The sequence below is a fragment of the Bradyrhizobium sp. 1 genome (genome assembly GCF_023073315.1).
In the GTDB taxonomy this organism is placed as follows: Bacteria; Pseudomonadota; Alphaproteobacteria; order Rhizobiales; family Xanthobacteraceae; genus Bradyrhizobium.
In genome coordinates this window covers 581,221-600,562 of the sequence record NZ_JADPJH010000022.1, presented here as the reverse complement: position 1 = coordinate 600,562, position 19,342 = coordinate 581,221, and the positions used below count along the sequence as shown (strand labels likewise).

Annotated in this window: 16 protein-coding genes; 6 read left to right on the top strand and 10 right to left on the bottom strand. The window is 63.5% G+C overall.

Features of this window, described 5'->3' with window-relative positions:
- Nucleotides 1-196: 196 nt before the first annotated feature.
- Together malQ and IVB29_RS19540 are read left to right on the top strand one after the other, a co-directional pair.
- Complete coding sequence (malQ, locus tag IVB29_RS19545) at nucleotides 197-2,158, top strand: 4-alpha-glucanotransferase (protein WP_247504990.1); 1,962 nt, start codon at nucleotides 197-199, stop codon at nucleotides 2,156-2,158.
- A gap of 31 nt (nucleotides 2,159-2,189) precedes the next feature.
- Complete coding sequence (locus IVB29_RS19540) at nucleotides 2,190-3,992, top strand: glycoside hydrolase family 15 protein (RefSeq protein ID WP_247504989.1); 1,803 nt, start codon at nucleotides 2,190-2,192, stop codon at nucleotides 3,990-3,992.
- 178 nt (nucleotides 3,993-4,170) lie between these two features.
- On the opposite strand, the gene IVB29_RS19535 is transcribed toward IVB29_RS19540, so the two are convergent.
- The 6 genes from IVB29_RS19535 to IVB29_RS19510 are packed head-to-tail and all read right to left on the bottom strand — an operon-like array spanning nucleotide 4,171 to nucleotide 11,683.
- Nucleotides 4,171-4,983 carry an HAD family hydrolase gene (locus tag IVB29_RS19535; RefSeq protein WP_247504988.1) on the bottom strand — a complete coding sequence of 271 codons (813 nt, stop codon included), beginning with the start codon at nucleotides 4,981-4,983 and terminating at the stop codon, nucleotides 4,171-4,173.
- Nucleotides 4,980-5,534 (bottom strand): gluconokinase, GntK/IdnK-type, encoded by a 555-nt coding sequence (locus IVB29_RS19530; protein ID WP_247504987.1) that lies wholly within the window; start codon nucleotides 5,532-5,534, stop codon nucleotides 4,980-4,982. Before IVB29_RS19530 ends, IVB29_RS19535 begins: the two co-directional genes overlap by 4 nt.
- Nucleotides 5,521-6,270, bottom strand: a complete 750-nt coding sequence (gene pgl / locus IVB29_RS19525; protein WP_247505146.1) for a 6-phosphogluconolactonase — start codon at nucleotides 6,268-6,270, stop codon at nucleotides 5,521-5,523. The genes IVB29_RS19530 and pgl overlap by 14 nt, the downstream gene beginning before the upstream one ends.
- Nucleotides 6,270-7,781 (bottom strand): glucose-6-phosphate dehydrogenase, encoded by a 1,512-nt coding sequence (gene zwf / locus IVB29_RS19520; RefSeq protein ID WP_247504986.1) that lies wholly within the window; start codon nucleotides 7,779-7,781, stop codon nucleotides 6,270-6,272. The genes pgl and zwf overlap by 1 nt, the downstream gene beginning before the upstream one ends.
- Nucleotides 7,782-7,822: 41 nt before the next feature.
- The gene (gnd, locus tag IVB29_RS19515; RefSeq protein WP_247504985.1) at nucleotides 7,823-8,821 is read right to left on the bottom strand and encodes a phosphogluconate dehydrogenase (NAD(+)-dependent, decarboxylating); all 999 of its coding nucleotides are present in this window, start codon (nucleotides 8,819-8,821) and stop codon (nucleotides 7,823-7,825) included.
- Nucleotides 8,822-8,833: 12 nt separating this feature from the next.
- The gene (locus IVB29_RS19510; protein ID WP_247504984.1) at nucleotides 8,834-11,683 is read right to left on the bottom strand and encodes a bifunctional transaldolase/phosoglucose isomerase; all 2,850 of its coding nucleotides are present in this window, start codon (nucleotides 11,681-11,683) and stop codon (nucleotides 8,834-8,836) included.
- Between the two features lie 239 nt (nucleotides 11,684-11,922).
- Here IVB29_RS19510 and IVB29_RS19505 point away from each other — a divergent pair, with 239 nt between their 5' ends.
- The 4 genes from IVB29_RS19505 to IVB29_RS19490 all read left to right on the top strand — a co-directional run bounded on the left by IVB29_RS19505 (nucleotide 11,923) and on the right by IVB29_RS19490 (nucleotide 17,726).
- Nucleotides 11,923-12,654, top strand: a complete 732-nt coding sequence (locus IVB29_RS19505; RefSeq protein WP_247504983.1) for a hypothetical protein — start codon at nucleotides 11,923-11,925, stop codon at nucleotides 12,652-12,654.
- Between the two features lie 299 nt (nucleotides 12,655-12,953).
- Nucleotides 12,954-14,897 carry a PrkA family serine protein kinase gene (locus IVB29_RS19500; protein ID WP_247504982.1) on the top strand — a complete coding sequence of 648 codons (1,944 nt, stop codon included), beginning with the start codon at nucleotides 12,954-12,956 and terminating at the stop codon, nucleotides 14,895-14,897.
- 19 nt (nucleotides 14,898-14,916) lie between these two features.
- The gene (locus IVB29_RS19495) at nucleotides 14,917-16,194 is read left to right on the top strand and encodes a YeaH/YhbH family protein (protein ID WP_247505145.1); all 1,278 of its coding nucleotides are present in this window, start codon (nucleotides 14,917-14,919) and stop codon (nucleotides 16,192-16,194) included.
- The gene (locus IVB29_RS19490) at nucleotides 16,191-17,726 is read left to right on the top strand and encodes a SpoVR family protein (protein ID WP_247504981.1); all 1,536 of its coding nucleotides are present in this window, start codon (nucleotides 16,191-16,193) and stop codon (nucleotides 17,724-17,726) included. The genes IVB29_RS19495 and IVB29_RS19490 overlap by 4 nt, the downstream gene beginning before the upstream one ends.
- 9 nt (nucleotides 17,727-17,735) lie before the next feature.
- Here IVB29_RS19490 and IVB29_RS19485 read toward each other — a convergent pair whose 3' ends face one another.
- Genes IVB29_RS19485 through IVB29_RS19470 form a run of 4 tightly spaced genes read right to left on the bottom strand, consistent with a single transcriptional unit; the run spans nucleotide 17,736 to nucleotide 19,193 of the window.
- Nucleotides 17,736-18,176, bottom strand: a complete 441-nt coding sequence (locus IVB29_RS19485) for a DUF1801 domain-containing protein (protein ID WP_247504980.1) — start codon at nucleotides 18,174-18,176, stop codon at nucleotides 17,736-17,738.
- A complete protein-coding gene (locus IVB29_RS19480; RefSeq protein ID WP_247504979.1) occupies nucleotides 18,173-18,397 on the bottom strand; it encodes a hypothetical protein in 225 nt (74 codons plus the stop codon). The genes IVB29_RS19485 and IVB29_RS19480 overlap by 4 nt, the downstream gene beginning before the upstream one ends.
- A gap of 44 nt (nucleotides 18,398-18,441) precedes the next feature.
- Entirely contained in the window at nucleotides 18,442-18,873 is a 432-nt protein-coding gene (locus IVB29_RS19475; RefSeq protein WP_247504978.1) for an SRPBCC domain-containing protein, read from the bottom strand.
- Nucleotides 18,870-19,193: a metalloregulator ArsR/SmtB family transcription factor gene (locus tag IVB29_RS19470; RefSeq protein ID WP_247504977.1), complete on the bottom strand. Its 324-nt coding sequence runs from the start codon at nucleotides 19,191-19,193 to the stop codon at nucleotides 18,870-18,872. The genes IVB29_RS19475 and IVB29_RS19470 overlap by 4 nt, the downstream gene beginning before the upstream one ends.
- Nucleotides 19,194-19,342 lie beyond the last annotated feature (149 nt).

Genomic DNA, 19,342 nt, shown 5'->3' with positions numbered 1-19,342 from the left:
CATTGACAAGAAAGCAGGAGCCCGTTTCCCTTGTCGGGAACCTACGCTTTATACCTATATAGAAAGCCGCTTGTGTGTCATTGGTTCCCCAGGGAACGGCCAGCGCGGTTTGCGAGTTAACCCTGACTAACGCCTTCCACCGCCTCGTTAAAATCGATGCCCCCGATAATCGGGTGGCTTGCAAGCCGCGTGCCGAATGGATCTTTTAGCTCAAGCCCAGATCAAGGGCGTTCAGTCCGAATTCGTAGACGCCCTCGGAAAGTTGCGGGTCACCGCGCCCGAGGCGCTCAAATCCATCCTCGACGCCCTCCCGGAGAAGCGGGTCTATCGCTTCGTCGGCGGGCCCGTCGTGGTGCGTGCCTTGCGACGTGCGCGCACTGAATTGGCGGCCATCGGCGCGCCGCCGCTGAAATGGACGATTACCGGCAACGGCAATTTGATCGCACAAGGCGAGACGCGCGAGCCCGTGATCGCCTGGCCCGCCGAACTGCCGCTCGGCTATCATCGGTTGACGCTCACTGATGCCGAAGATGCGACGGAAGATGTGCCCATGATCGTGGCACCCGAGCGCGCCTTCGGCGGCGATTTCGACCGCGGCTGGCTGCTCGCCGTGCAGCTTTACAGCATCCGCTCCGACCGCAATTGGGGCATCGGCGATTTCACCGATCTCGCCGGCCTCGTTCGGCTCGCCAAGCAGTTGGGCGCCGACGGCGTCGGGCTCAATCCGCTGCACGTGTTGTTCGACAATCATCCGGCCGATTGCAGCCCTTATTCGCCGAACAGCCGGCTGTTTCTCAATCCGCTCTATATCGACGTCGAGGCGATCCCGGAATTTTCCGCTGATCTCGTGCCTGACGCCACCGCGACCGCCGCGCGGCTGCGCGACGGCGATCGTGTGCCATATGTCGAAATGGCGGCGTTGAAATGGCTGGGCCTGCGTGCCGCCTTTGACAGCTTTGTGAAAAATGCGACCGGTATCCGCCGCAACCAGTTCGACGCCTTCCGCGCCGAGCGCGCACCGTTGCTGTCCCGCTTCGCCTGCTTCGAGGTGCTGCGCCACCGCTTCTCGACGCCGTGGTGGGAATGGCCGCAGGAATGGCAGCAGCCGGATGAGGCCACATGCGCCGAGCTGCGCAACGGCCCCGACAAGCACGAGGTCGAGTTCGTTGAATTCGTGCAATGGACGGCCGATAGCCAGTTGCAAGCCGCCAAGGAGTTGGCCGGCCAGCTCGGCATGCGCGTCGGGCTCTATCTCGACGTCGCCGTCGGTGTGCAGTCCAACGGCTTCGATGCCTGGAACGAGCAGACGGCGATTTCCCGCCATCTCGCCGTCGGCGCGCCGCCCGACGTGCTCAACACCGCAGGCCAGGACTGGGGGCTCGCCGGCTTCAATTCCGGCGGCCTCGAAGCGCAATCTTTCGTGCCTTTTGCCGATATGCTTGCAGCCTCGATGCGCCATGCCGGAGCGATCCGGATCGACCACGTCCTCGGGCTGAAGCGGCTTTACCTCGTGCCGCGCGGCTTCAAGCCTGATAGCGGCGCCTATGTGCAGATGCCGTTCGAGGCGCTGCTTGGCGCCATCGCGCAGGAGAGTATGGCGCATAAGTGCATCGTGATCGGCGAGGACCTCGGCACCGTGCCGGAAGGTTTTCGCGAGACCATGCAGGATTTCGGCATCTGGTCTTACCTCGTCATGATGTTCGAACGGGACGATGCCGGCCATTTCCGCAACAGCGACTTTTACCGGCCAAACGCGCTGGTGACGTTGAACACGCATGATCTTTGCACCTATGCGGGCTGGCGGTCGTTCAGCGATCTCAGGATGAAGCTGTCGCTCGGGATCGATCCCGGTGAGAGCGATCAGGCGCGCTGGGATGCGCTCGGCCAACTCGACGAGATCCTGCGCCAGAACGGCATCAGAGCCAATGATCTCTATTCGGTGCTCGCCTTCCTGTCGCGCACGCCGTCGCGTCTCCTGGCAGTGTCGCTGGAGGATCTGCTCGGCGTGCTCGACCAGCCCAACATCCCCGGCACGATCGACGAGCACCCGAATTGGCGCCAGCGCCTGCCTGTTTCGCTCGACAAGATCGCCGCGAAGATCGATCTCGCGGCTTTGAAAGCCGCGACGCGGGAACGTTCGCTCATCGGCGGGAGTTGATCAGCCGAGATTTTGCAAGGCGCGCAAAACATTGTCGCAGAAGATCGAAGACTATGCGCTGATCGGCGACTGCGAGACCGCGGCGCTGGTCGGGCGCAACGGCTCGATCGACTGGCTGTGCTGGCCGGCCTTCGATTCCGACGCCTGTTTTGCCGCCATCCTCGGCGCCCCCAAGAACGGCCGCTGGCTGATCGCGCCGGCCGAGGACGTCAGCGGCATCTCGCGCCGCTATCTCGGCGACACCCTCATCCTCGAGACGCGCTTCGAGACGAAGAGCGGCTCCGTCGCACTGATCGACTTCATGCCGCCGCGCGGCAAGGCCTCCGACATCGTGCGGCTGGTGCGCGGCGTCAGCGGCACGGTGAAGATGCGGATGGAGCTCGTGATCCGCTTCGGCTTCGGCGTCGACATTCCCTGGGTGCGGCGGATCGACCATTCGCTGCTCGCGGTCGCCGGCCAGGACATGACCGTGCTGCGCACGCCGGCCGAGACCCGCGGCGAGGATCTGACCACGGTGTCGGATTTCGAGGTGGCGGCCGGCGAGACCGTGCCGTTCGTCCTGACCTACGGTCCTTCGCATCTTGATCCGCCCGCGCCGATCGACCCGGAGATCGCGCTCCAGGAGACCGAGAAGTTTTGGCAGGATTGGTGCGGCCATTGCACCCGCGACGGTGATTATCACGATCTGATCATGCGCTCGCTGATCACGCTGAAGGCGCTGACGTTCGGTCCGACCGGCGGCATCGTCGCGGCGCCCACCACCTCGTTGCCGGAAAAGCTCGGCGGCGCCAGGAATTGGGATTACCGCTTCTGCTGGCTGCGCGATGCCACCTTCACGCTGCTGGCGCTGATGAACTCCGGCTATACCGAGGAAGCCTCGGCCTGGCACAATTGGCTGTTGCGCGCGGCCGCCGGCTCGCCGGCGAACATGCAGATCATGTACGGCATCTGGGGTCAGCGGCGGCTATTGGAATGGGAGGCGGGCTGGCTCGACGGCTACGAGGGCGCCCGGCCGGTGCGGGTCGGCAATGCCGCGCATGCGCAGCTTCAGCTCGACGTCTATGGCGAGCTGATCGACGCCTTCCACCAGTCGCGCATGGCCAAGCTCAAGCTCGACGACGAAGCGACCTGGGCGCTGGAATGCGCCGTGCTCAAGCATCTGGCCGAAGTCTGGGACCAGCCCGATCACGGCATCTGGGAGCGGCGTGGCAGGCCGAAACACTACGTCTTCTCAAAAGTCATGACCTGGGTCGCGTTCGACCGCGGCATCAAGAGCGCCGAGACCTTCGGCTTCAAGGCGCCGCTGCTGCACTGGCGCGCTTTGCGTGAAGCCATTCACCGCGACGTCTGCAACAACGGCTTCGACGCCGAGGAAAATGCCTTTGTCGAGTCCTATGGCTCGAAATTGCTCGACGCCAGCGTGCTGCTGCTGCCGGCGGTCGGCTTCCTGCCGGCGCACGACCCGCGCATCCGCGGCACCATCGCCGCCGTCGAGAAGCGCCTGATACGCGATGGTTTTGTGCTGCGGCACGATCCGCGCGAGCTGCCCGCGGGACAGCCGCCGCTGGAAGGGGCATTCTTGGCCTGCACTCTGTGGCTGGCTGACGCCCATGTGCTGTCGGGTGATCTCGACACGGCGCAGGTTCTGCTGGATCGTGTCGTCGCAGTTGCGAACGATGTCGGGCTATTGGCCGAAGAGTATGATTCAGACGCCCGGCGTCAGACCGGCAACTTCCCGCAGGCGCTGACCCACATCGCGCTGGTCAACACCGCGCACAATCTCTCCGCGGCGCGGCAGGAGAGCGAGAAGCCGGCGGTGCAGCGGTCGAAGTAGAGAAGGGGGGTAGTCTCGATTGTATTCCGAGCGGAAGTGCGCTCCCTCCCCCGCTTGCGGGGGAGGGCTGGGGAGAGGGTCTTTCCGCGAGCGAGAACCCCCAAGAGGAGAAAACCCTCACCCGCCGCTACGCGGCGACCTCTCCCGCAAGCGGGAGAGGTGGAACGAGCCGGCCCGTCTAACCACTTCCGTTCCGCTTCAAGATCACCTCCATCGCTTCCGCAAAACCGTCCTGTTCGTTGGTCGCGGTGACATGCGTCGCCTGGTCCTTGACGTTGGCGGCGGCGTTGCCCATGGCGATCGAGGTGCCGCTGACGCGGAACATCGCGAGGTCGTTCTGCATGTCGCCGATGGTGGCGACCGCGTCGGTTGAAATGCCGAGGCGCTTGGCCATGGCCTGCACGAAGGTGCCCTTGTCGAAGCCGGGCGGGGTGATGTCGAGATAATAGGTCTGCGAACGGACGGCGGTCGCCTCGCTGCCCAGCGCCTGCTGCATCGCCTTTTCGCAAGCTTCGAGCCCTGCGGCATCGGCGCTGGCGCCGACGATCTTGCAGGCGCTGGAAAGATACGGCGTGAAATCCGTCACGATGGTCGGGTCGGCGCGGATCGTGTGCTGCTCATGGGCGACGTACTTGCCGCTGGGATTATCGATCAGCCATTGGTCGGTGGTGAACAGCCAGATGTCGGCGCCGAATTCGCGCAGGATCTGCAACGACCGCTCGGCCGCGCTGGCGGGGATGAGATGCTGCTCGACCGGGTGCATCTCGGGATCGACGATCGAGGAGCCGTTGAACGGGCCGACCGGCAGCCACAGCGCCAGCGGCTCGATCAGGAAGCGCATGCCGATTGCGGGGCGGCTGGAGGTGATGGTGAAGCCGATGCCGGCCTTGTGCAGCCGCTGCACCGCGCTCCGCGCCCGCTCCGTCAGCGTCTTGTCCTTGGTCAGCAGCGTGCCATCGACGTCGGAAACCACGAGTGAGATTTGCGTCATGGCAGGACCTCAGGTTTCACGGCTGTCTTGTCGCCGCCCAATTTCAACTGCCGCATGACGCCGTCCACGATCGCCTCGACGGATTCGTCGATCGAGACGGTGATGACGTGCTCGCTCGCTTCGGGCGGCTCCAGCGTGCTGAACTGGCTTGTCAGCAGCCCGGGCGGCATGAAGTGTCCCTTGCGCTGCGCGAGCCGTTCGGCGATCAGCTCCCTGGTGCCTTTCAGGAAGACGAAGCGAACGTCGTTGCGTCCGCGCAGCAGCACGTCGCGATAGGTGTGCTTCAGTGCCGAGCAGGCGATGATGATATGCTCGCCCTTGTCGCAAACCCCTGCGATCTCGTCGGCGATGGCTTTGAGCCACGGCCAGCGGTCCTCGTCGGTGAGGGGATGGCCCGCCCGCATCTTCTCGACATTGCTGGCGGGATGAAAGCTGTCGCCGTCCTCGAACCGCCATCCGAGACGTTTGCCGAGCAATTCCGCAACCGTGCTCTTGCCCGAACCCGACACGCCCATCACGATCAATGCACAAGGTGCTTCAACGCCCGCCACGTATTTCCTCCGGAAGCGCGGCCTGGTCGACCAGCCAGACGGTCTCACCATTCGAGCGCGCGCGTACAGCCGGCAGAGTCTCGCCATTGAGCAGGCGCGTCAAGATCGGTTGCTTGTCATGCCCGGCAATCTCGAACAGCATTTCGCGGCAGGACGCCAGCGCGGGCAGGGTAAGCGAGACCCGGGGCACGAACGGCGCGACATTGGCCTTGGGGACGCCGACGGCCCAGCGCGGGGTCTCCTCGATCTCGGGATAGCCCGGGAAGAGCGAGGCGGTGTGGCCGTCCGGGCCGGCGCCCATCAGGACCATGTCGAACAGGGGACGCTCCGGATCAAGCCGCTCCGCGCCGTAGAAGGATTGCAGCTCGCGCGCGTAGGCTTCAGCGCTGAGATCGGGATTCTCGACCGTCGTCGGAATTGGATGGACATGACCGGACGGCGCGTTGCGGTCGAGAAAGGTCGCGCGCGCGACCGCCATATTGTTGAGGGGATCGCTCTCGGGGACAAAACGCTCGTCGCCGATGAACCAGTGCACGCGGTCCCACGGAATCTTGCCGCGCCAAGCATCGCTGCCGAGCAATTGATAGAGCTTCTTCGGGCTCGAGCCGCCGGTCAGGCAAATCGCGATCCGCCCGGGGTTGGCGGCGATCCGCGCCATCACCCGTTCAGCTGCGGCCTGCGCAAGCGCCTCGGCGTCGGCCGCGACGATCAGCTTCGGCTGCTCGGCCGCCGCCATCACGAAAATTTCCGCCAGCTTCGCCCGTCGCGCCGCAGCAGCTCGTCGGCGCAGGCCGGGCCGTCGCTGCCGGCTTCGTAGGTCTCGATGCCGTTGGTGCCTGCGCTCTTCCAGGCGTCGAGGAACGGCTGCACCGCCTGCCAGCCGGCCTCGATGCCGTCGGCGCGCTGGAACAGGATGTTGTCGCCGATCATGCAGTCGTAGATCAGCGTCTCGTAGCCGGTCGAGGGATCGGCGCGGAAATAGTCGCCGTAACGGAATTTCATCTCGACGCCGTCGATGGTGATGCTCGGCCCCGGGATCTTGGCGTTGAACTGGAGCTCGATGGTCTCGGTCGGCGCGATGCCGATGGTCAGGAAATTCTGCGACAGGCGGTCGACCGTCGTTCCCGAAAACATCGACAGCGGCGCCTGCTTGAACTTGATCGCCACCTCAGTGCGCTTGTGGCCGAGCGCCTTGCCGGTGCGCAGATAGAACGGCACGCCGGCCCAGCGCCAATTGTCGATCATCAGCTTCAGCGCGACAAAAGTCTCGGTGGTGCTGCCCGGTTTGACGTCCTCGGTCTTGCGATAGTCGATGATCTCGTCGTCGCCGATGCGCCCCGCGAGATATTGTGCGCGGACCGAATTCCTCAGCGCGTCCTCGTGGCCTGGCAGCTGTATCGCACTCAGCACCTCGGCCTTCTCGGAGCGCACGGAATGCGCGTCGAAGCGCGCCGGTGGCTCCATCGCGACCAGCGACATCAGCTGGAACAGATGGTTCGGCACCATGTCGCGCAGCGCGCCGGTGGCATCGTAGAAACCGCCGCGATGGCCGACGCCGAGCTTCTCTTCCACGGTGATCTGGATGTGGTCGATATGGTTACGATTCCAGATCGGCTCGAACATGCCGTTGGCGAAGCGCAGCACCAGGATGTTCTGCACCGTCTCCTTGCCGAGATAATGATCGATCCGGTAGATCTGGTGCTCCTCCATGATCTTCAGCAGCTCGGCATTCAGTGCCTTGGCCGACGCGAGGTCAGTGCCGAACGGCTTTTCGATCACGAGACGCCGCCAGGCGCCGTTCTCCTGCGTCATGCCGGTGCGGCCGAGCTCGCGCGCGGTCGGCGCGAACGCAGCGGGCGGCGTTGCCAGATAGAACAGCCGGTTGCCGCCGGTGTCCTGTGCGCATTCCAGTGAATCCAGATGCTCGCGCAGGCGATCGAAGGAGGGCGGGTCCTTTGCGTCGGCCTCGACGAAGGTCACGCATTCCAGCAGCCTTTTGGCAATGTCGTCGTCCACGGGCCGGGTCGCGAACTGGCGCAGGCCCTTCATCAGGCTGTCGCGCAGCTCGTCATCCGACTGGCTCCTGCGGCCGACACCGACCACGCAGAACTTTTCCGGCAGCAGGTGCTCGGCCGCCAGATTGTAGAGCGAGGGCATCACCAACCGATGGGTGAGGTCGCCAGTCACGCCAAAGATGACGAAGGCGCAATTTTCCGGCTTGCGCTTGGCTTGCGGGTCTTTTGTCACGAATGATCGGCCTTCGCTCTGTTACTTGTTACTTCGGCTCTTTATTTGGGTTTCGAAGCGCCGGGCAGCTTCGGCTCCCTGTGGCCGCCGAACCCTGCACGCATCGCGGAGAGAATTTTTTCGGCGAAGGTGTGTTCCTTGCGGGAACGGAAACGTGTGTAGAGTGCGGCGGTCAGGACTTCCGCCGGCACGGCCTCGTCGATTGCCGCATTCACGGTCCAGCGGCCCTCGCCGGAATCTTCCACGAACCCGGAATATTCCGCCAGCGCCGGACTGTCGGCAAGCGCAGTTGACGTAAGGTCGAGCAGCCAGGACGGAATCACGCTGCCGCGCCGCCACACTTCGGCGATGTCGGCGAGATCGAAATCGTAGCGATGATCGGCGGGCAGCGCTTCGATATTCGCGTTCTTGAGGATGTCGAACCCTTCGGCATAGGCCTGCATCAGGCCGTATTCGATGCCGTTGTGGATCATCTTGACGAAATGGCCGGCGCCGACGGGACCTGCGTGGATGTAGCCCTGCTCGATGCGGGGATCGCGGCCGTCACGTCCGTCCGTGCGCGGAATGTCGCCGGCGCCGGGTGCGAGCGCGGCGAAGATCGGATCGAGCCGGTCAACCACCTGCTTCTCGCCGCCGATCATCATGCAATAGCCGCGGTCGAGCCCCCAGACGCCGCCAGAGGTGCCGACGTCGACATAGTGGATGCCGCGCGCCTTCAGCGTCTTGCCGCGGCGGACGTCGTCCTGCCAAAAAGTGTTGCCGCCGTCGATGATGACGTCGCCCTCCTGCATCGCGCCCGCGATCGTATCGATCGTTTGCTCGGTAATGCGGCCCGCAGGCAGCATCACCCAGGCCGTGCGCGGCCGCTCCAGTTTCGCGATGAACTCTTCGAGCGTCGCCGAGCCCACCGCGCCGTCGGCGGCAAGGCCCGCGACGGCCTTGGCGTCCTTGTCATAGACCACGGTCGTATGGCCGTGGCGCATCAGGCGGCGAACGATGTTACCGCCCATCCGGCCGAGGCCGATCATGCCGAGTTGCATTGAGATATTCCCTTAATTCAGTGCGTCGTTAAGCGCCGCGTTGAGCGCCGCAAGACCTTTCTTGAGCGGTCCCTTGAGGTGAACCCGCAACGCGCGTCGGCCGCGCTCGGTGAGCACGTCGAAGTCGCCGCGGGCTTGCGCCGCCTTGATCACACCAAAGCTTGCCTTCTGGCCCGGCACCGGAAGATCCTTCGCGTCGTCAGCGGTGATCTGAAGGAACACGCCGCTGTCGGGCCCGCCCTTGTAGGCCTGCCCGGTCGAGTGCAGGAAGCGCGGTCCGAACTCGGCGCAGGTCGCGACATGACGCTTCTCCCGCACCTCCAGCCGCATCGCCTGGAGCGCGTCGATCGTGGCCTTGTCGCGCGCGATGTAGCCGAGCAGGGCGACATAATCGCCATGGCTGGAGCGCGAGAGATGCGCTTTCAGCCAGGAGGTGAGGTCGCCATTGGCGCCGGCGGCGCGCAGCGCCGCGGCGTTGGCCTCGTCGGTGTAGAGATCGGCTTCATCAGTGCTGACCACCGGCTGCTCGGCCGGCAGCGCGCCGGTCTTCTCGAACGACGCGGTGAGCTCGCGGGTCTTGATCTTGGCCTCTTCCACGTCCGGCTGGTCGAACGGGTTGATGCCGAGGATGCTGCCTGCCACGGCCGTGGCCATCTCGAAGCGGAAGAACTCCTGGCCGAGATGGTCGATCGATTTCATGACGATGCGCACGACGGGATGGCCGGCCGCTTCGATCGCGGCAAGCTTGGAGTCATGCGCGGCGTCCGCCTCGCCTTCGGTGCGGATGTCGATGAAGAACCGGTCGTTGCCGTAAAGCGAGGATTCGCCCAGCGGTTCGCCGGCGATCGGGATCAGGCCCTTGCCTTCCTTGCCGGTCGATTCTGCGATCAGCTGCTCGGCCCAGGCGCCGAAATCGGCGATCTTCTTCGACGACAGGATCGTCACCTTGTCGCGGCCTTCGAGCCCGGCGAGTCCCATGGCAAGGCCGAGCTGCACGCCCGGGTTCTCACTCGGCGGCACGTCCGGCCCGCAGGAGCGAGCCATCGCCAGTGCATGCTTGACGAAGGTTTTGACGTCGATGCCCGCGGTTGCCGCCGGCACCAGGCCGAACGGCGAGAGCACCGAATAGCGGCCGCCGATCGAGGGCTCGCCATGGAAGATGCGGGCGTAGTTCAGCTTCTTGGCGGCCTTTTCCAGCGACGAGCCGGGATCGGTCACTGCGATGAAGCGAAAGCCGGTCTTGGCCTTGGGGCCGAGGGCCTGCGCGACGCGCTCATGGAAATAATCCTTCATCGCGTTCGGCTCGGTGGTGCCGCCTGACTTGCTCGACACGATGAACACGGTGTTGGCGATGTCGATCTTGGCTTCCATCGCCCGCACCTGCGCCGGGTCGGTGGAGTCGAGCACATGCAGCTTCGGGAAGCCCGGCTTCCGCGCAAAGGTCTCGGCCAGCACCTCCGGTCCGAGGCTCGATCCGCCCATGCCGAGCACGACGGCGTCGGAGAACTTTTGCCCCTTTACGCGATTGGCGTAATCTTCGTAGTCGGCAACATCGGCCTTCGCTGCGCTGTCGAGCCAGCCGAGCCATTTGTTCTCGTCTGCGCCGGTCCAGACCGATTTGTCGCGCTGCCACAGCCTGCGGATCTTGGCGGATGCGCGCCACTCTTCCGTGCTCTTGGCCAAGGCCTTGCCGAGGCCATCGCCGAGCGAGAGAAGCTGGCGGTCGATCGCAGGCCCGAGCACGGTTGCGCGCTTGTGGGCGACGGCGCCGTAGAGCTTGTCAGCGGCGTCCGCAAACTGCTTGACGCCGTCCTTGACGAGCTCCTCGGTGATCGCGTCGAGCGAGACGCCGGAGCGCTCCAGCTCTTCCAGCACGCGGTAAGCGTCGTCGACGTTTTCTTCAAGACTGTCGCGTGGCTTGCCGTGGTCGCGGAATGCATCGAGCGTCGCTGGCGGCACGGTGTTGATGGTGTCGGGGCCGATCAGCTCCTCGACATAGAGGACGTCGCTGTAATCCTTGTTCTTGGTACCGGTCGAGGCCCACAGCATGCGCTGCGGCCTGGCGCCCTTGGCGGCGAGCTTGTCCCAGCGGGGACCCGAGAACAGGCGCTTGTAATCCTGATAGGCGACCTTGGCGTTGGCGATCGCGACCTTGCCCTTCAGCGCGGCGAGCCGCTCTTTCTCGGATGGATCGTTGGCGCGGGCAATCTTCTCGTCGAGCTGCTTGTCGACCACGGCGTCGATGCGGCTGACGAAGAAGCTCGCCACGCTCGCGACGTGCGAGGGGTCGCCGCCGCCGGCGACGTATTTTTCGAGACCGGCGAGATAGGCTTCGGCGACCTGAAGATAGACCGCCTTCGAGAACAGCAGCGTGATGTTGATGCTGATGCCGTCGCCGATCAACGTCTCGATCGCCGGCAGGCCCTCCGGCGTCGCCGGCACCTTCACCATCAAATTCTTGCGGTTGACGTCTTTCCAGAGGTGGCGCGCCTCGGCGACCGTGCGGGCGGTGTCCATCGCCAGATAAGGCGAGACTTCCAGGCTGACATAGCCGTCGCCGCCCTTGAGGCGGTCATAGACCGGACGGAGCACGTCGGCGGCGGCCTGGATGTCCTCGATCGCGACGGCCTCGAACAAATCGGCGACGGTCCGGTCGCCGCGCTTCAGCGCCTTGCCGATCGGGGCGTCGTATTCATCCGAGCTGCCGATCGCCTTCTCGAAGATCGAGGGGTTCGAGGTGACGCCCTTGACGCCGTCGGTGTCGATCAGCCGCTTCAGGTCGCCCTTGGCGATGAAGCCACGGGCCAGGAAGTCCAGCCAGACGGCTTGTCCGTGCTTTTCCAGTTCTTTGACGGGATTCATGATGCCTATTTATCTCCAAGCCTGCGGGCGAGGGGTTTCCGCGCCGGTCCTGACGCGCTATCCTCTAGCTTACATGCTCCCGGGAGGGAACCAATCAACCGTATAGGCGTCATACTCTCAGTCTAACTCCGTCGTGATCAGGTCGATCCAGGCGGGAGTGGCGGTGTTGCGTAAAAGGTCGTTGGCCGGTGGAATTGGCCAAGGTCTCGTTGCGTAACGTCATCGTGGCTCGGTCGCGAATGGCCATGCTGGGGGAAAGCATGCACGCACATCCTGACGGCTCTATGGTTGCCGTCGCCGAAAGTCCACCATCGATCGCGCCGGCCGTGTGCATCGACGCGGCTCACGATCTCGAAATCAATCAATGCGCGACGCGCCTGCGGCTGCTGGTCGCGGCGGGCTTTGCGATGACCCTGCTCAGCGCGAGCCTCGCGTTCGACTGGTGGGATGGACTTTGGGGGAATGGTCTTGGCGACTACGACACGACGCTCGGCTATGCCGGCGTCGCCGTGTTCGGCCTGATCACCAGCCGGCTGATCTGGTTGCTCCCCGCCGAACGGGGCTCGGTGGTGATCGTGACCCCCTATGGCATCCGCGATCTCCGCATCGGCAATGAATTTCTGCTGTGGGAGTCGATTGCGGAGGTTTCGGCCGAGGAGCGCCGTGGTCACAGGATGATCGTGCTGACGCCGACGCCGGCCTTGCAGCGGCAGCTCTGCTGTATCCGAGCCAGGATCGGAGGCAAGGTCGGAGGCAAGACGGGATCGAAGTCGGATGGTGTGCGGGATGATCGCATCGTCATTCGCCTCGATGGGCTGGCGACCGATTTTGAGACATTGCTGCGCGCCTGCCGTGACTGTCATGCCGCCAGCGATTCACGCACTGCATTGCGGCGAGACCGCGATCAAGGCAGGCAGGACTCGGTCTCGGCAGCCTCGATCTCAGAAACCCTTGCCGTCCGAGCGTCATAAAGCTGCCGCCAGCTGGCACCTATGCTGCACCGCCGGAAAGGCCGATCCCCGGTATTGCCCGGATGTTGCGACCGAGTGACATTTTCTGGAAATGAGCGAAGATGGATATAGATTCGCACAAATAACAGGCAGGTGCCTGTTCGTAACTCACCCGATGCCTACGTAGTGCGTTGCGTGGTGAAGGCCCCCGGGTGTCGAATGATCGTCATGTGCTCACGCTGATTCGAGAGTGGCGCTGCGGAACGGTCCAGTCGCTGCTTTAGTTCAGTTGTGTAGCGGAACTCATGCGGAGAGGGATCATGTACAACGATTCTCTATTCAACGCTTTCGCTCGGTCGTTCGAGGCGAGAAGCCAGCTCGACATGTCGATGGCGGAATATCTGGAATCGTGTCGAAGCGATCCCATGAAATACGCCAACGCGGCTGAACGACTGCTGGCAGCGATCGGCGAGCCCCAGATGATTGACACGGCCAAGGACCCACGCCTTGGCCGTATTTTTTTGAACCGCACCATCCGTACCTATCCGGCCTTCGCCGGCTTCTACGGCATGGAAGAAACCATCGAGCGCATCGTCGGCTTCTTCCGGCACGCGGCGCAGGGCCTCGAAGAGCGCAAGCAGATCCTCTATCTGCTCGGCCCGGTCGGCGGCGGCAAATCCTCGCTCGCCGAGCGGCTGAAGTCGCTGATGGAAGTGCATCCGATCTACGTGCTGAAGGCCGGCGATGAACTCTCGCCGGTGTTCGAGAGCCCGCTCAGCCTGTTCGATCCAGATAACCTCGGGCCGATGCTGGAAGAGAAGTACGGCATTCCGCGCCGGCGCCTCTCCGGCTTGATGAGCCCGTGGTGCTACAAGCGGCTCGAAGCCTTTGGCGGCGACATCTCGCAGTTCCGCGTCGCCAAGATTCAGCCGTCGCGGCTGCGCCAGATCGCAGTCTCCAAGACCGAGCCCGGCGACGAGAACAATCAGGACATCTCCTCGCTGGTCGGCAAGGTCGATATCCGCAAGCTCGAGACCTACGCGCAGAACGACCCCGACGCCTACAGCTATTCCGGCGGCCTCAACCGCGCCAACCAGGGCGTGCTCGAGTTCGTCGAGATGTTCAAGGCGCCGATCAAGATGCTGCACCCCCTGCTCACCGCGACGCAGGAAGGCAATTACATCGGGACCGAGAACATCGGTGCGATCCCCTTCACCGGCGTGATCCTTGCGCACTCCAACGAAGCCGAGTGGTCGAGCTTCAAGGCCAACAAGAACAACGAAGCCTTCATCGACCGCATTTGCGTCATCAAGGTGCCTTATTGCCTGCGGATCACCGAAGAGCAGAAGATCTACGAGAAGCTGATCCAGGGCTCCGAGCTCGCGGCCGCGCCGTGCGCGCCCTCGACGCTGGAGACGCTGGCGCGGTTCTCGGTGATGTCGCGGCTGCGCAAGCACGAGAATTCCACGGTGTTTGCCAAGATGCGGGTTTACGACGGCGAAAGCCTGAAGGAATCCGATCCGAAGGCACGCAGCGTCCAGGAATATCGCGATGCCGCCGGCGTCGACGAAGGCATGGATGGAGTGTCCACCCGCTTCGCCTTCAAGATCCTGGCTGCGACCTTCAACCACGATCCGCAGGAAGTTGCCGCCGACGCCGTGCATCTGATGTACGCGCTGGAGCAGTCGATCCGCCGCGAGCAGCTGCCCGAGGAAATCGAGAAGCGTTACCTCGAATTCATCAAGGCGGATCTGGCGCCGCGCTACGCCGAGTTCATCGGCAACGAGATCCAGAAGGCTTATCTCGAATCCTACTCGGATTACGGCCAGAACCTGTTCGACCGCTACGTCGACTATGCCGACGCCTGGATCGAGGACCAGGACTTCAAGGATGCCGACACCGGCCAGCTGCTCGATCGCGAGCTTTTGAACCAGGAACTGACGAAAATCGAGAAGCCGGCGGGCATTGCCAACCCCAAGGACTTCCGCAACGAGGTGGTCAAATTCTCGTTACGGTCGCGGGCCCAGAACGGCGGCAAGAATCCGACCTGGATCTCCTACGAGAAGATTCGCGAGGTGATCGAAAAGCGGATATTCTCTCAGGTCGAAGACCTGCTTCCGGTCATCTCCTTCGGGTCGAAGAAGGACGGCGAGACGGAGAAGAAGCACGGCGAGTTCGTCGCACGCATGGTGGAGCGCGGCTACACCGAGCGTCAGGTTCGCCGGCTCGTCGAATGGTACATGCGCGTGAAGCAGGCCGGTTGAGGCGGATGGAAAAGTGCCGATTCACATTATTGACAGGCGCCTGAATCCAGGCGGCAAGAGTCTCGAGAACCGCCAGCGGTTCTTGCGTCGGGCCAAATCCCTGGTGCAGGGCGCCGTCAAGAAGACCTCGCAGGAACGCGACATCAAGGACGTCCTGGAGGGTGGTGAGGTCACCATACCGCTCGACGGCATGCATGAGCCGCGTTTCCGCCGCCAGGGCGGAACCCGCGACATGGTGCTGCCCGGGAACAAGAAGTTCATCGAGGGCGACTATCTCCAGCGCTCCGGCCAGGGCAGCGCCAAGGATTCCGGCCCCGGTGAAGGCGACGGCGAGGACGCCTTCCGCTTCGTGCTGAGCCGCGACGAGTTCGTCGATCTCTTCCTCGACGATCTCGAGCTTCCCGATCTCGCCAAGCGCAAGGTTGCACAGACCGAAAGTGAAGGCATCCAGCGCGCCGGCTACACCACCTCGGGCTCGCCATCCAACATCTCGGTCAGCCGGACGGTCCGGCTCGCGCTGGCACGCCGCATTGCGCTCAAGCGTCCCAGCAAGGACGAACTCGAAGAGCTGGAAGCCGCGATCGCCGCCTGCACCGACGAGGACGAGCGTGCGGAGCTTGTCGCTCAGCTCGAAAAACTGAGGGCGAAGTCGAAGCGCATTCCCTTCATCGATCCGCTCGACATCCGCTACCGCCGCTTCGAGACGGTGCCGAAACCCGTCGCTCAGGCCGTGATGTTCTGCCTGATGGACGTCTCGGGCTCGATGTCCGAGCACATGAAGGATCTCGCCAAGCGCTTCTACATGCTGCTCTACGTGTTCCTGAAGCGCCGTTACAAGCATGTCGAGATCGTCTTCATCCGCCACACCGACCGCGCGGAGGAGGTCGACGAGCAGACCTTCTTCTATGGCCCGGCCTCGGGCGGCACGCTGGTCTCCAGCGCGCTGCAGGCGATGCACGAGATCGTGCGCGAGCGATTCAATCCGTCGGACTGGAATATCTACGCAGCGCAAGCCTCCGACGGCGACAATTCCTATTCCGACGGCGAGCTCACGGGCATGCTGCTGACCGACAAGATTTTGCCGGTCTGCCAGTTCTTTGCCTATCTCGAGGTCGGGGAATCCGGCGGCAGCGCCTTCGATCTCTCCGACTCCTCGCTCTGGACCCTCTACGACCGCCTGCGCAACAGCGGGGCGCCACTCTCGATGCGCAAGGTCAGCGAGCGCAGCGAGATCTTTCCGGTGTTCCACGATCTGTTCCAGCGCCGCGAAACTGCCAAGGAGAAAGCCGCTCCATGACGGAAAGATTGTTCGAAGGCGCGGATTGGGATTTCCACACCTTGCAGCGCATCACCGATGCCTGCGAGGAGGTGGCGCTGAAAGATCTCGGTCTCGACGTCTATCCGAACCAGATCGAAGTCATCACCGCCGAGCAGATGCTGGATGCCTACTCCTCCGTCGGCATGCCCTTGTTCTACAAGCACTGGTCTTTCGGCAAACAATTTGCGTACCACGAAGCGTCCTACCGCAAGGGCCTGATGGGGCTCGCTTATGAGATCGTGATCAACTCCTCGCCGTGTATCTCCTATCTGATGGAGGAGAATACGGCGACGATGCAGACGCTGGTGATCGCGCACGCCGCCTTCGGCCACAACCACTTCTTCAAGAACAATTATCTGTTCAAGCAGTGGACCGATGCCGATGGCATCCTGGATTATCTCGATTTCGCCAAGAACTATGTCATGCAGTGCGAGGATCGCTACGGCCGCACCGAGGTCGAGCGCACGCTGGACGCGGCGCATGCGCTGATGTCGCACGGTATCGACCGCTATCCCGGCAAGAAGAAGCTGGATTTGCGCGAGGAAGAGAAGCGTGCCGGCCGTCGCCGCCAGCACGAAGAGGAAGTCTTCAACGATCTCTGGCGCACCGTGCCCAAGGGGGTGTCGAAGACCCGGTCGGCGATCTCCCTCGAACGCCGCCGCAAGCTGCTCGGCCTGCCGCAGGAAAACCTGCTGTATTTCCTGGAGAAGAGCGCGCCGCGGCTGGCGCCCTGGCAGCGCGAGCTGCTGCGCATCGTCCGCCACATTGCGCAATATTTCTACCCGCAGAGCCAGACCAAGGTGATGAACGAGGGGACGGCGACCTACGTCCACTATCGCATCATGACCAAGCTGCACGAGCAGGGCCGCATCACCGACGGCAATTTCCTCGAATTCTTGGGATCGCACACCAACGTGGTGTTCCAGCCCGAATTCGACGATCAACGCTTCTCAGGCTTCAATCCCTATGCGCTCGGCTTTGCCATGATGCAGGATATCGAGCGCATCGTCACCAGGCCCGAAGACGAGGACCGCGAGTGGTTCCCCGATATCGCCGGCAAGAACGACGTGATGGGCGTGCTGCGCGACGTCTGGGCCAACTACCGCGACGAAAGTTTTATCGCGCAGTTCCTGAGCCCGAAGCTGATGCGGCAGCTCCGCATGTTCCATCTGCACGATGATCCCGAGGAGCGCGCCGGCATAAGGGTCGACGCCATCCACGACGATCGCGGCTTCCGCCGCGTCCGACGCGAACTGGCGCGGCAGCACGATGTCGGCTACATCGACGCCAATATCGAGGTGGTGGATGTCGATCTCTCCGGCGACCGCCGGCTGATCCTGCATCACCACGTCATCAAGGGCTCGCAGCTCAACGAGACCGACGCCAAGCGCGTGCTCCAGCATCTGGCCGATCTCTGGACTTACGACGTCTCGCTGATCGAGGTCGATGCCAACGACAAGGTCTTGCGCGAATATGTCGTGAGCCCGCGCCCGATCACCGCGGCGGCCTGACGCCGCCGGTTATGCCGAACGCTTCCTGGCGGGCTTCTTCTTCGACGCGTTCAGCTCCATCGCCGCTCGGATCAGCGCCTTCAACGCTTTCTCGTTGATCTTTTCGCCTTCGCGAATATCGATCGCGCGTCGCACATTGCCGTCGAGGCTGGAATTGAACAGGCCGGCGGGATCTGCGAGCGCCGCGCCCTTGGCAAACGTCATCTTCACCACGGCCTTGTAGGTTTCGCCGGTGCAGATGATGCCGTCGTGCTCCCACACGGGAACGCCGCGCCACTTCCATTCCTCGATGACATCTGGAGCGGCCTCCTTGATCAGGCCGCGGACCCGCGCCAGCATCTCGCCGCGCCAGTCGCCGAGCTCCTTGATCCGGCCGTCGATCAGCTTGGAGGGCGAGGGCCCAGTCGCGTCCTTCGCGCTGGTCTTCTTTGCGGTCACGGCTTGCTTCATGACCTCGCCTCGCCTCGCGTGTCGTCGCGCCGGCCGAGATAGGGCAGCGCGAACAGATAGAGCCCGGTGATGAGCATTGGAATCAGCGGGACGAGCGCCAGGAAGCCGATCCACGCGGCCTGGACCTGCTGCGTCATGGCGACGATGTTCGCGACGACGGCGAGCGTGAAACCAATCGACAGCCAGCGATGGATCTGCCGAACCCACATATTTCCGGTCAATGAAACCTCCTCTTGAGACGATCGAATGAAGGCCGGCGGCCGGGCTATTCCGCCCGCGCCAGCAGCTCGTCCAGCTTGGTGAAAAACTGCTTCCAGCCGGCATGCGCGCCGCCATAGGCCTGCTTCTGCGTCGGGCTGAAGCCAGCCTGCTCGACGCGCAAATGCGTGCCGGCACCCGTCGGCGTCAGCGTGAATGTCACGACGCTTCGCAAGTCGAACGCGGCATCCTCATGCGAGAAATTCCAGGTGTAGGCGAGCGTCTTCTGCGGCTCGATGGTGAGCACCTCGCAATCGAGCACGCCGCCCCATTCGCCGCGCAAATTGAAGCGATGGCCGACATCGGGCTTGAAGTCGTTCTTCATCAGCCATTCCTCGATCAGATGCGGCTGCGTCAGCGCGCGCCAGAGCCGCTCCACTGGGGCGGTAAACTCGCGTTCGACGACGACGGAACGTGTTTCAGCAGAAGCTTCGGTCATTGGTCCATCCTCTTCAGGAGATCGTCGAGCGCATCGAGCCGGTTCTGCCAGAAGCCGGCCATCTGGCTGGTCCAGTCGAGCAGCGGATTGAGCGCCCCGGGCTGCGCGCTGTAATGGGTCTGGCGTCCTTCATGCCGGTCGCGCACAAGGCCAGCCTGCTTCAGCGCGCCGAGATGCTTTGAGACCGCCGGCTGGGAAACGCCCGACTGCGCCGTCAGTGCCCCGACCGTCTGCTCGCCCTCGCGGCACAGCCGCTCGAAGATCGCCCGCCGGGTCGGATCGGCGAGTGTTCGGAACAGGAGGTCGGGTGCGGCAGGCATGTGAGATCCATAACTCATAGGTTATGAATTAATCCATAACCCTGGAGTTATGAGTAAGTCAAGCGGGATCAAGATCAGTTGGGAAAGGGGAGCCGCGGGCTCCACCTTACCTCTCCCGCTTGCGGGGGAGGTCGCGCACCTTTTCCTTG